Below are 12,390 nucleotides of genomic sequence, written 5' to 3'. Positions count from 1 at the left end.
TCCTAATTTCAGAGGCGACTGGACAGCTCGTCCAGGGCCGATTGCACATCAGTGAAACGGAAGGTGAAACCTGCCGCCAGTAAACGAGCTGGCCGGGCCCTCTGCCCACCCAGCAACAATCCGGACAACTCACCCAGCCCGGCGCGCAACAACAGCGCCGGCATCGGCATGATGGCCGGTCGATGCATGACCTTGCCCAAGCACTGGGCGAACTCGATATTGCGTACCGGCTCCGGTGCACAGGCATTATAAGGACCGCTGGCGTCCTTGAGGTGCAACAGAAAATCAATCGCGGCAACTTCATCCTGCAGATGGATCCATGGCATCCATTGCCTGCCATCACCGATCGGCCCGCCCAGGCCCATCTTGAAAGGCAGACGCATGCGCGCCAACAGTCCACCGTCACTGGCCAGAACCAGGCCAGTGCGCACCAGCACTACGCGAATGCCCAAGGCTTCGGCACGCTGGGCGGTTTCTTCCCAGGCAATGCAAAGATGGCTGGCGAAATCCTCTTTCACCGGTTGCGATGCCTCATTCAACTCACGCTCGCCGGCATCGCCGTACCAACCCACGGCAGAACCCGAGATCAACACGGCCGGCCGCTGTTCGCGACGTTCGAGCCACGCCAGCAATAGCTCCGTCAGCGTAATCCGGCTGCTCCAAAGCAGAGCCTTGCGCCGTGTCGTCCAGGGTCGATCGGCAATCGGTGCCCCCGCCAGGTTGATCACGGCATCGAGCGGCTGTGCACCATAGTCCTCGAGCTGGCCGATTCCCCTGACCTCGGCGCCGCAAATTTTTGCCACCTGCTCCGGGCGCCGGCTCCATACAGTGAGTCGATGCCCTTGCCCTAACCAGTGCTGACAGAGCTGTCGCCCTATCAGACCCGTACCGCCGGTCAGCAATATTTGCATCTGCGCATCCTCGCGTGGCGTTGAGCGTGATTCACTAGTCTATTTTTAAGAGCAAGGCTCTTTTACTGCAGACCAGCTCTGAGCTAAACCATAGGCCAACCTGCCGACCACGAAAGGATGAAGTTATACCGCAGTTCGTTATTGTACAGGTTTGCCCTACAGCGTAGTCTGTGTATAGAGGTGACGAGGCCACTATGACTGTACCTATCGCGATCATCGGCTCCGGCATTGCCGGACTTTCGGCAGCCCAGGCCCTGCACAAGGCCGGGCATGCCGTTCACTTGTTCGACAAGAGCCACGGCTGCGGCGGGCGCATGTCCAGCAAGCGCAGTGATGCCGGCGCGCTGGACCTGGGCGCGCAATATTTCACTGCGCGGGATCGACGCTTTGTCGACCAGTTACAACAGTGGCAAGCCATCGGTTGCGTCGAAGAGTGGGCACCGCAGCTTTACAACTACCGTGCCGGGGAACTCACGCCGTCCCCCGACGAGCAGACCCGATGGGTCGGCGTACCCTGCATGGGCGCCATCTCCCGGGCCATGCTCGGTGATTTGCCGAGAACCTTTTCCTGCCGGATCAGCGATGTCTTCCAGGGCGAGCAGCATTGGTATTTACATGACACTGAAGACCACGACCACGGCCCCTTCAGCCATGTGATCATTGCCGTTCCCGCGCCCCAGGCCAATGCCTTGCTGACGCAGGTAGCGCCGAAACTCGCAAACGTCGCAGCGGGCGTAAAAATGGAGCCCACCTGGGCCGTTGCCCTGGCGTTCGATACGCCGCTGGACACCCCGATGCAAGGCTGCTTCGTCCAGGATAGCCCGCTGGACTGGCTTGCCCTCAACCGCAGCAAGCCTGGCCGGGAAAGTACTCCGGACACTTGGGTGCTGCATGCCACCAGCACTTGGAGCAAGCGGCATATTGGCTGGTCCAAGGAGCAAGTGATCGAACACTTGCACGGTGCTTTTGCCGAACTCCTGGGCTGCGTCGTGCCCGCCCCGATCTTCACCCTCGCCCATCGCTGGCTGTATGCCCGCCCGGCGGCTGCGCATGAATGGGGCGCGCTTGCCGATGCCGACCTGGGCCTGTACGTCTGTGGCGACTGGTGCCTGTCGGGACGTGTCGAAGGTGCCTGGCTCAGCGGCCAGGAAGCCGCGCGGCGCTTGCTTGAACATATGGACTAGTAAAATCGAGCGCAGCCAAACCTCTACTTAGGTTGTACAGGCCTATTGACTTGTACACCATCGCTTCTATGATGAACTGAAATTGTACATTTATAGATTTACGTACAAGTTTATCTGCAGAGGTCAACTATGCCCCGCGAGAACGCCATCATTCGCATGCGTGCCCGTTCCGACTGGCAGCAACTGCTGCAAGGCGACCTGAGCCGGCATGCATTGATGAGCTTCCACGCGCGCTACAAATACCAGCTCATGGCCAACAACCCATCGCAATACCGGGTGCTTGGAAAGCTGTTGGGCAGCATGGGACGCTCCGATGCCACAGAACTGGGGCCTCGATACTTCAGCCTGTTGATGAATGCCCTGAACCGCTGTGCAACACGGGGCAACCATGCCAACGTCCTGTTGCACCTGAGCGGTTACTTGCGCCACTCCATCAACGCACAGGACAAACAGGAAATTCGCCAGCTGATCGAAGCCTACCGCCAAGGTGCTATCCCCTTGGCGGCGCCGATCGACCTGCTCAAGCATCACTTCGAACAGCACCCGGACCCGTACGTGCTCCAGCAGGTCTACCTGCAACCGCACCCGGAAGCACCCGGCCCGCGAAATGCGCTCTGAAATCACTGCCGCCTCCGGCCCAAGGCTTCTCTGCGATCAAGCAGAACAATGGCTGCCGATCCGCGAAGTGGCACGCCAGACGGGCGTCAACCCGGTAACCCTGCGTGCATGGGAACGTCGATATGGCCTGATCGTGCCGCAACGCACGGCCAAAGGGCATCGGCTGTACAACCATGAGCACGTGCAACGCATCTTGAATATCCTGATCTGGCTCAACCGGGGCGTGTCAGCCAGCCAGGTCAAGGCTCTGCTTCAGTCTCCCCCGTTGGTCTTCGTGCAGTCGCAAGCCAGTGACTGGCTGCCCTTGCGCCAAAAACTGATGCACAGCGTCGGCGAGCTGGACGAGGGCCGTCTCGACGAGAGCGTCAATCAAGCCATGGCGCTCTACCCGCCGACAACCTTGTGCGAGCACCTGCTGATTCCATTGATGGCCGACCTTGAACTTCGCTGGCAAGGCCAATTTGGCATGCAGATGGAGCGGGTGTTTTTCCATTCCTGGTTGCGCAGCAAACTGGGTGCGCGGATCTATTACAACAATCGACAACTCACGGGCGCGCCGCTTCTGCTGATCAATCACTCCGATTTGCCGCTGGACCCGCAGTTGTGGCTGATCGCCTGGCTAGTCAGCAGTTCCGGCTGCCCTGTGGAAGTATTCGATTGGCCGTTGCCGGTCGGCGAACTGGCACTGGCGATCGATCGACTGGCCGCACGTGCCGTGCTGCTCAGCGCCAGCAAGGCGCTGGACCCCATCCAGCTTGGCCGCCTGCTCAAAGGCATTGACTGCCCGAAGCTCCTGTGTGGCTCTGCCGTCATTATCCACAAGGCAGAACTGCGCAAGCACCTTGCCGCCATTGCCGGGCTGCACCTGCGCGAGGATCTCTTGTCGGCATATCAGTGCCTGCAGCAACTGAAGCTTCTGCAGACGCAATTGATATGAACAGGATCGACATGCACTTGATCTGGCTGCGTAGCGATCTGCGCATCAATGACAATACGGCTCTCACGGCGGCCTGCGAACGCGGGCCGACTGTCGCCGTCTATCTGCTCTGCCCGCAGCAATGGCAACGCCACGAAGACGCCGCCTGCAAAGTGGATTTCTGGCTGCGAAATCTATGCGAGCTCAGACGGGCACTGGGCGAATTGAATATTCCACTGTTGATTCGCCATGCCGACACCTGGGATGAGGTACCCGAGGTATTGCTCGAATTGTGCCGGCAACACCACTTCGCGACAGTGCATTTCAACGAGGAATACGGTGTCAATGAAAGCCGCCGCGACCAGGCTGTGATCACCAGGCTGCGCAGCGCCGGTATCGGTGCTCACGGCCACCTCGACCAGTTATTGTTCAAACCCGGCACTGTGCTGACCAGAAGCGGGACCTACTTCCAGGTGTTCAGCCAGTTCCGCAAGGTTTGCCATGAGCGCCTGCATCATTCGCTGCCCGATCTGATACGACGCCCGAGCGCGCAGTGCGCCTTGGCTATCGAGAGCGATCCAGTACCCGAGAATATCGACGGCTTCGCGCTTCCAGGCCCGACACTGCGCCAAATCTGGCCTGCCGGTGAATCCCGAGCCAGCCAGCGCCTCGCCAGCTTCATCGATGAGCCGATCGAGCACTACCAACGTGAACGAGATCTGCCGGCGCTAGCCGGCACCAGCCAATTGTCTGCCTATCTGGCTGCCGGTGTGATTTCCCCCCGGCAATGCCTGCATGCGGCGCTTGCACGTAACTGCGGTGAGTTCGACAGTGGCAATAGCGGCGTGATGACCTGGATCAACGAGCTGCTCTGGCGCGAATTCTATAAACACATTCTGGTCGGTTACCCACGGGTCTCGCAGCACCGAGCCTTTCGCCCCGAAACCGAGGCACTGGCCTGGCGCAATGCGCCCGAAGACCTGGCCGCCTGGCAGCAGGCACGCACTGGTTTTCCGATCATTGATGCGGCCATGCGCCAATTACTGGAAACCGGCTGGATGCATAATCGGCTGCGGATGATCGTCGCCATGTTCCTGACCAAGAACCTGTTGATCGACTGGCGAGAAGGCGAGCGCTTTTTCATGCGTCATCTAATCGATGGCGACCTGGCCGCCAATAATGGCGGCTGGCAGTGGAGCGCCTCGACCGGCACCGATGCGGCACCCTACTTCCGCATTTTCAACCCACTGAGCCAATCGGAAAAATTCGACAGCGACGGACGCTTTATCAAGCATTGGCTACCGGAGCTCGCCAGCCTGAACAACAAAGATATCCACAACCCCGCCGCCCGCGGCAAGTTGTTTGCCCTCACCGACTACCCACAACCGATCGTCGACCTGGCCAGTAGCCGCGCGCGCGCATTGAACGCATTTAAAAACCTGCCTGATCACCGGAAACCAGGGCGCAGCACTAAAGAGCATCCCGCAGCCGACCTGCGACCTTGATTTACAACGGCATGCGGTAATGCAGCGCGTAACTTTCGACGCCGTCATTGTGGCGCTGCATCTTGGCGTTAGAGTAATGGATCACACGAAAGCCGATCTCTTGCCCTGCGCCAAATCGAATGCCGCCACCAATACGGTCTTCGAACTGAAATGCTGCGCCCAGGTCATTGTCTTCAATTTCGGTGCTCGAAAACGCGGCAACACCGATACCGGCTTCAACATAAGGTTTAACCGATTCGCCAGCGAACTCGTATACGAACACCGGTGAAAACGACAAGCTGTGAACAGCGGAAGTACGGTCACCTTCCCAATAGGTGTAGGCGCCATCCCAATAACCTGTCAGGTGACCGGTGCTGCTTTGCCACCAACTAGCGTCCCAGTTCGACTGCAAGCCCAGTCGATAGGTCATGGAGGAGTCACCGGTCTGGCCGACGGAAAAGGATATATCGGCGGCTTGTGAAGTAAAGGATTGCCCCAGAATCACGGCTGCAACTGCAGCCAAACCAAGCAGTTTCTTCATGAGAAACATCCTGTTTTCCAGTACAGCTGTTGGATTTCTAGGTTGCCTCATCGGGCAACTTATTGAGGCCGGTAGCTATGCGTTGGTTCACCTGAATCAAAACGCTCACAGGTTGAATTTATGCACATCCCCGCTCTTTATCCACAGCATAGGTAGGATATTTCTAAAATGCTCGGTATCGGCACTCGTCCAGAACTGCGCCGGCAACGAAGGCCCTGTGGCCAGTAATTCCCGCTCGCCGAGCAGGCGCTTGAGTTGCCTGGCAACTGCCGCCCCCGTATCGATGATTGCCACCGACTCCGGCACCATCTCGCCTAGCAACGGCTTGAGGAAGGGGTAATGGGTGCAGCCCAGAATCAGCGTATCGCAACCAGCCGCCAGCAAAGGTTCTACATAGCCGACCAACAGATCGCGCAAGACCGGGCTGGTCAACTCGCCCTGTTCGATGAGTTCCACCAGGCCCGGGCAGGGTTGGGTGATCACGCGAACGTCATTGGCGAAGCGATCGAGCAAGGCGGCGAACTTTGCGCTCTGCAAGGTGCCGGTAGTGGCCAGCACGCCGACCACACCGGTGCGGGTGGCAGCCGCCGCTGGCTTCACCGCCGGCTCCATGCCGACAATGGGCCAGTCCGGATATTGCGCGCGCAGGTCGGCCACCGCTGCTACCGTGGCGGTATTGCAGGCCAGCACAAAGGCCTTGGCACCGCGAGCCTGAAAGAATTCGGCGACCAATCGGCAGCGCTGGCGAATGAACTCGGGGGATTTCTCGCCATAGGGGATATGCCCGCAGTCGGCCACATACAGCAGCGACTCATCAGGCAACAACTGACGGATCTCGCCCAGCACCGACAGACCGCCGACGCCGGAATCAAATACGCCAATCGGCGCCCGAGCTTCAAGCATGGGCATCGCCACAGACAGTGCAAGCCGGGTCACGCTTGACGCGCAGCTCGCGGAAACGTGTGCCCAAGGCATCGATCAACAACAACCGACCGACCAGGGGTTCACCGAAACCCGCCAGCAACTTCAGGGCTTCCAACGCCTGCAGGCTGCCGACCAGCCCAACCAGCGGACCCACCACACCGGCCTCGCTGCAGGTCAGTTCGGCCTCGCTGCCATGTCCGTACAAACAGTGGTAGCACGGGCTATCGCCACGCCTTGGGTCAAACACCGACAGCTGCCCTTCCAGGCGGATCGCCGCCCCGCTGACCAGTGGCTTGCCGGCCGCTATGCAGGCGGCGTTGACCGCCTCGCGCGTGGAAAAATTATCCGAACAATCGAGCACCAGATCCACTGCAGCCACGGCAGCAGCCAACGAGTCCTCGTCCAGTGCCACTCGGTGGGCAACCAGGGCTATTTCAGGATTGATTGCCGTCAGACGGGAGATGGCCGAATCGACCTTGCTCATGCCGACCGTCTGGCTGTCGTGCAGGACCTGCCGTTGCAGGTTGGTCAAATCGACGCTGTCGAAATCGGCCAGATGCAGCTCGCCGACCCCGGCAGCCGCCAGGTACAAAGCCACGGGCGAACCGAGCCCGCCCAGCCCGATAATCAAGGCACGGCTCGCCTTCAGCCGCAGCTGGCCGTCGATATCGATCTGCTGCAGCAGAATCTGGCGGCTGTAGCGCAGGAGCTCCTGATCGGTCAGCACGACAGGCGCCCCAGACTGATGCGCTGGTGACCGGACAGGTCGTCACGGCTTTCGATCTGTTCGAAGTCATGCCGTGCCAACAACTCGCGCACGGCTGCAGCCTGATCGTAGCCATGCTCGAGCAGCAACCAGCCACCCTCCTGCAGATGCTCGGGTGCCTTGGCAATGATTGCCCTCAGGTCATCGAGCCCATCATCGCCGGCCACCAATGCACTGGCCGGCTCAAAACGCACATCGCCTGCCGCCAGGTGTGGGTCGCAGGCAGCGATGTAGGGTGGGTTGCTGATGATCAAGTCATAGCGCTGACCTTCGAGCGCACTGAACCAGTGGCTGCTGCACACCGTCACATTGCCGAGTTCCAGGCGCTGGCGATTGCGTTCGGCCAGGGCTACGGCCTCGGGTACCCGGTCGACCGCCGTCACTTGCCAGCTCGGACGTTCACTGGCCAGGGCCAGGGCAATGGCACCGGTCCCCGTGCCCAGATCCAGTACCCGGGCTGAAGTAGCCGGTAACAGCATGAGCGCGGTTTCTACCAGCAACTCGGTTTCCGGACGGGGGATCAGCGTGTGCGGTGCGACTTCCAGGTCCAGCTTCCAGAACCCTTGCTGGCCAAGAATATAGGCCACTGGCTCGCCGGCACGACGTCGTTGCAGGTAATCAGAAAAAGTCTGCGCCGCTTCGCTGCTGACAATCCGCTCGGGCCAGGTGTGCAGGTAGCTGCGGCTTTTGCCCAGGGCCGCAGCCAGCAGCAACTCGATATCCAGGCGTGCCGTCGGTGAGTCGGGAAGCTCTGCGCCACGGAGCAGGCTGGCAATAATCGTCATTTACTCACCCAGTGCTGCAAGTTGATCGGCCTGGTACTCCGCCAACAGCGGCTCGATCACCGCGTCGACACCACCTGCCAGGACCTCATCGAGGGAATACAAGGTCAGGTTGATGCGGTGATCGGTCACGCGGCCTTGTGGATAATTGTAAGTACGGATGCGTTCGGAGCGGTCGCCCGAGCCCACCAGCAACTTGCGTTCGCTGGCAATCGCATTTTGCGCGGCGCTGGTCTGCATGTCGTTCAATTTTGCCGAAAGCCACGACATGGCCCGCGCGCGGTTCTTGTGCTGGGAGCGTTCTTCCTGGCATTCGACCACGATGCCGGTTGGCAAGTGAGTGATGCGAATCGCCGAATCGGTCTTGTTGACGTGCTGGCCACCAGCGCCAGACGAACGGTAGGTGTCGATGCGCAGGTCGGCCGGGTTGATCTCGATCGCCACCTGCTCGTCAGGTTCAGGTAATACCGCTACGGTACAGGCTGAAGTATGCACGCGGCCCTGGGATTCGGTTTCCGGCACGCGCTGGACGCGGTGGGCACCGGATTCGAACTTCAGCTTGCCATAGACGTGCTCGCCTTCGACCCGGGCAATCACCTCTTTATAGCCGCCGTGCTCGCCCTCGTTTTCGGACAGGATCTCGAGCCGCCAGCCACGCCGTTCGGCGTAACGCGAATACATGCGGAACAGGTCGCCGGAAAAAATCGCCGCCTCGTCACCGCCGGTGCCGGCACGAATTTCCAGGAACACGTTGCGACCATCGTTAGGGTCCTTGGGCAGCAGCATGCGCTGCAACTGGCCTTCGAGCTCGGCCAACTGTTCCTTGGCTTCGCGCGCCTCTTCGACAGCCATTTCACGCATGTCGGGGTCGCTGTCCTTGAGCAATGCCTGCGCCCCCTCCAGGTCGCCCTGGACTTTGCTCCAGCGCTGCCAGGCGGCCGCGATGGGCTCGAGCTCGGCGTATTCCTTGGAATAGGCGCGAAATCGGGTTTGCTCGGAAATGACTTCAGCATCGCCCAACAGGGCGGTCAATTCCTCGAAGCGGTCCTGGATCGTCTCCAGTTTATTGCGCAGTGACGCTTTCATTGCGGGGTTTTATCCGTCGGGCCCTCACCGAGGGCAAAGAGTTCTTGGGCCATGGCCAGCGCATCGAGGCGGCCTTCGGCAGACAGCTTTTTCAATTGCACGCTCGGCGCGTGCAGCAATTTGTTGGTCAGGCCCCGGGCCAATTGCACCAGTATTTCTTCGGCGCTGCCGCCATTGGCCAGCAAACGCTGGGCCTTTTGCAGCTCTTCATCACGCAGGCGCTCGCTCTGCTGGCGATAGGCCTTGAGCACGTCGACGGCCGCCAACTCGCGCAAGCGCAGCATGAAGTCGTTGGCACCTACAGATACCAGCTCCTCGGCCGCCTGTGCCGCACCTTGGCGGCTCTTGAGGTTCTCTGCAACGACTTCGTGCAGATCATCAACCGAATAGAGGTAAACGTCGTCCAACTCGCCGACTTCCGGTTCTATATCGCGAGGCACGGCGATATCGACCATGAAGATCGGCTTGTGCTTGCGCAGTTTCAGCGCGCTTTCCACGGCGCCCTTGCCCAGGATCGGCAACTGACTCGCCGTCGAACTGATCACGATATCGCTTTTGACCAGTTCCTGCGGGATATCGGCCAGCAGGACCGCGTGCGCACCGAACTGCTCGGCCAGGATACTCGCTCGCTCCAGCGTACGGTTTGCGACCACGATACGCTTGACGCCCTGCTCGTACAGATGACGCGCGACCAGCGTGATGGTCTCGCCGGCACCGATCAGCAGGGCCTGACTACGGGCCAGGTCGCTGAAGATCTGCTTGGCCAGGCTTACCGCGGCAAAGGCCACCGATACCGGGTTCTCGCCGATGGCGGTATCGGTCCGCACCTGCTTGGCCGCACTGAAGGTCGCCTGAAACAGGCGCCCCAGCAACGGCCCGATGGTGCCTGCCTCACGGGCCACGGCATAGGCCGATTTCATCTGGCCGAGAATCTGCGGCTCGCCCAGCACCAGCGAATCAAGACCGGAGGCGACCCGCATCATGTGCCGCACCGCCGCGTCGTCTTCATGGATGTAGGCACTGGCGCGCAGCTCATCGAGACTCAACTGGTGATATTCGGCCAGCCAGCGCAACACGCCGTCGGCCCCCAGTTGGTCCTGCTCTATGTACAGCTCGCTGCGATTACAGGTCGAGAGGATCGCAGCTTCGCGGCTGTTGGTCAGGCGGCAGAGCTGCTGCAAGGCCTCAACCAGCTGCTCAGGGGTAAACGCCACGCGCTCGCGCACGTCTACTGAGGCAGTCTTATGGTTGATACCGAGGGCAAGGAAGGCCATTCAAGGTCGCTGATGATGTCGAGAAGCCGACAATTGTCCTACTTCACTAGATTGAGAACAACCTCCGCTGTCTATTGTCTCAATAGACCGTGCCTGGAAGTGCCATCAATTATGGGTTTGCCCTGGCGCTTGTGTCATGATGATCTGACCGCAGGTTAGTCGCCAATTCCCCAATATGAATAGATCCTCCGCGTTGCTCCTTGCCGTTGTCTTGCTCCAGGGTTGCCAAGCCTGGTCACCCGTTTCAAAAGACGGCTCGCCGCCCGTCGAAGAAACCACCAAGGCACCTGAAGCCAAGCCCCAGGTGTATGGATCATTCAGTCAGGACACCATTTACAGCCTTCTGACTGCGGAGTTGGCTGGCCAACGCAATCGCTTCGACATCGCCCTGGACAACTACGTGACCCAGGCGATCAACACCCAGGATCCAGGCATATCCGAGCGCGCCTTTCGCATTGCCGAATACCTGGGCGCCGACCAGGCAGCCCTCGACACCTCGCTGATCTGGGCACGCAACGACTCGGGCAATCTCGAAGCTCAACGCGCAGCCGCCATTCAACTGGCGCGTGCCGGTCGCTACGACGACTCACTGGTCTACATGGAAAAAGTCCTGCAAGGCCAGGGCGACACCCATTTCGACTTCCTCGCCCTGTCGGCTGCCGACACCGACCAGGACACCCGTGACGGCCTGCTCAAAAGCTTCGATCGTTTATTGGCAAAATACCCGCACAACGGACAATTGATATTCGGCAAGGCCCTGCTGCTGCAACAGAACGGTGATAGCCGGGGGGCGCTGACCCTGCTCGAAGACAACCCGCCGGAAGAGGGCGAAATCGCGCCGGTGCTGTTGCGTGCTCGCCTGCTGGCAAGCCTCAATCGTGGCGACGAAGCCCTGCCGCTGCTGGAAAAGACCATTCGCAAATACCCTGACGACAAGCGCCTGCGCCTGACTTATGCGCGCACGCTGGTCGAGCAGAACCGGCTCGACGACGCCAAGGTCGAATTCTCCACCCTGGTGCAGCAATACCCCGATGACGACGAACTGCGTTACTCGCTTGCGTTGGTGTGCATGGAAGCCAAGGCCTGGAACGAGGCCGCCGGCTACCTGGAAGACCTGATCGCCCGTGGCAGCCATGTCGACTCGGCACACTTGAACCTGGGCCGCATTTATGAAGAACGCAAGGACCCGCAAGGCGCCTTGATCGAGTATGGTCAAGTCGGTCCCGGCAACGACTATCTGCCGGCGCAGTTGCGCCAGGCCGATATTCTGGTCGCCAATGGTCGCTCCGCCGAGGCCTCCAAGCGCCTTGCCGCAGCACGTGAACTCCAGCCCGATTACGCCATCCAGCTGTATCTGATCGAGTCCGAGACACTGACCAACAACAACAAACAGCAACAAGCCTGGCAAGTACTGGATCAAGCCCTCAAGCAATACCCCGAGGACCTGAACCTGCTCTACTCCCGCGCCATGCTGGCGGAAAAACGCGATGATCTGACTCAAATGGAAAAAGATCTGCGCTCCATCATCCAGCGCGAACCGGACAATGCCATGGCACTCAACGCGCTGGGCTACACCCTGTCCGATCGGACGACCCGCTACGCCGAAGCCAAGGCGTTGATCGAGCAGGCGCACAAGATCAATCCGGAAGACCCGGCGGTACTCGACAGCCTTGGCTGGGTAAATTACCGCATGGGTAATCTCGATGAAGCCGAACGCCTGCTGCGCCAGGCTCTCGAGCGCTTCCCCGATCATGAAGTCGCTGCCCACCTGGGCGAAGTACTCTGGGCCAACGGCAAGCAACGCGAAGCCCGCAAAGTCTGGAGCAAAGCGCTCAAGGACCAACCCGACAGCCCTATTCTGCGCAGCACCGTGTTGCGCCTGACCGGATCCGAGACCCTTTAAA

General features: G+C 60.1%; 12 protein-coding genes. 5 read left to right on the top strand and 7 right to left on the bottom strand.

From position 1 onward, the window contains the following. Positions 1-8: 8 nt before the first annotated feature. A complete protein-coding gene (locus F2S13_RS19820) occupies positions 9-911 on the bottom strand; it encodes a TIGR01777 family oxidoreductase (RefSeq protein WP_166363900.1) in 903 nt (300 codons plus the stop codon). A gap of 194 nt (positions 912-1,105) precedes the next feature. Between F2S13_RS19820 and F2S13_RS19815 the strand changes: the two genes are divergently transcribed. The 4 genes from F2S13_RS19815 to phrB all read left to right on the top strand — a co-directional run bounded on the left by F2S13_RS19815 (position 1,106) and on the right by phrB (position 5,134). Continuing rightward, positions 1,106-2,095, top strand: coding sequence for an NAD(P)/FAD-dependent oxidoreductase (locus F2S13_RS19815; protein ID WP_166363898.1), 990 nt, complete (start codon positions 1,106-1,108; stop codon positions 2,093-2,095). Between the two features lie 129 nt (positions 2,096-2,224). Further along, on the top strand, positions 2,225-2,713 hold the full coding sequence (locus tag F2S13_RS19810; protein ID WP_166363896.1) for a DUF1722 domain-containing protein: 489 nt from the start codon (positions 2,225-2,227) through the stop codon (positions 2,711-2,713). Beyond that, the gene (locus F2S13_RS19805; RefSeq protein ID WP_166363894.1) at positions 2,703-3,650 is read left to right on the top strand and encodes a MerR family transcriptional regulator; all 948 of its coding nucleotides are present in this window, start codon (positions 2,703-2,705) and stop codon (positions 3,648-3,650) included. Before F2S13_RS19810 ends, F2S13_RS19805 begins: the two co-directional genes overlap by 11 nt. A gap of 11 nt (positions 3,651-3,661) precedes the next feature. Next, positions 3,662-5,134 carry a deoxyribodipyrimidine photo-lyase gene (gene phrB, locus F2S13_RS19800; RefSeq protein WP_166363892.1) on the top strand — a complete coding sequence of 491 codons (1,473 nt, stop codon included), beginning with the start codon at positions 3,662-3,664 and terminating at the stop codon, positions 5,132-5,134. Position 5,135: 1 nt separating this feature from the next. On the opposite strand, the gene F2S13_RS19795 is transcribed toward phrB, so the two are convergent. The 6 genes from F2S13_RS19795 to hemA all read right to left on the bottom strand — a co-directional run bounded on the left by F2S13_RS19795 (position 5,136) and on the right by hemA (position 10,486). Beyond that, positions 5,136-5,663 carry an acyloxyacyl hydrolase gene (locus F2S13_RS19795; protein ID WP_178119031.1) on the bottom strand — a complete coding sequence of 176 codons (528 nt, stop codon included), beginning with the start codon at positions 5,661-5,663 and terminating at the stop codon, positions 5,136-5,138. 96 nt (positions 5,664-5,759) lie between these two features. Then, positions 5,760-6,557, bottom strand: a complete 798-nt coding sequence (gene murI / locus F2S13_RS19790; protein ID WP_166363888.1) for a glutamate racemase — start codon at positions 6,555-6,557, stop codon at positions 5,760-5,762. Beyond that, entirely contained in the window at positions 6,550-7,305 is a 756-nt protein-coding gene (locus F2S13_RS19785) for a molybdopterin-synthase adenylyltransferase MoeB (RefSeq protein WP_166363886.1), read from the bottom strand. Before F2S13_RS19785 ends, murI begins: the two co-directional genes overlap by 8 nt. After that, entirely contained in the window at positions 7,299-8,129 is an 831-nt protein-coding gene (gene prmC / locus F2S13_RS19780) for a peptide chain release factor N(5)-glutamine methyltransferase (RefSeq protein ID WP_166363884.1), read from the bottom strand. The genes F2S13_RS19785 and prmC overlap by 7 nt, the downstream gene beginning before the upstream one ends. Then, on the bottom strand, positions 8,130-9,212 hold the full coding sequence (gene prfA / locus F2S13_RS19775; RefSeq protein WP_166363882.1) for a peptide chain release factor 1: 1,083 nt from the start codon (positions 9,210-9,212) through the stop codon (positions 8,130-8,132). After that, positions 9,209-10,486: a glutamyl-tRNA reductase gene (hemA, locus tag F2S13_RS19770; RefSeq protein WP_166363880.1), complete on the bottom strand. Its 1,278-nt coding sequence runs from the start codon at positions 10,484-10,486 to the stop codon at positions 9,209-9,211. Before hemA ends, prfA begins: the two co-directional genes overlap by 4 nt. 175 nt (positions 10,487-10,661) lie before the next feature. Between hemA and F2S13_RS19765 the strand changes: the two genes are divergently transcribed. Further along, entirely contained in the window at positions 10,662-12,389 is a 1,728-nt protein-coding gene (locus F2S13_RS19765) for a tetratricopeptide repeat protein (RefSeq protein WP_166363878.1), read from the top strand. Position 12,390: the final 1 nt, after the last annotated feature.

It is taken from the genome of Pseudomonas akapageensis (genome assembly GCF_011355085.1).
GTDB lineage: Bacteria > Pseudomonadota > Gammaproteobacteria > Pseudomonadales > Pseudomonadaceae > Aquipseudomonas > Aquipseudomonas akapageensis.
The sequence above is the reverse complement of the archived record's forward strand: the minus strand, read 5'-3'. Positions and strand labels throughout refer to the sequence as shown.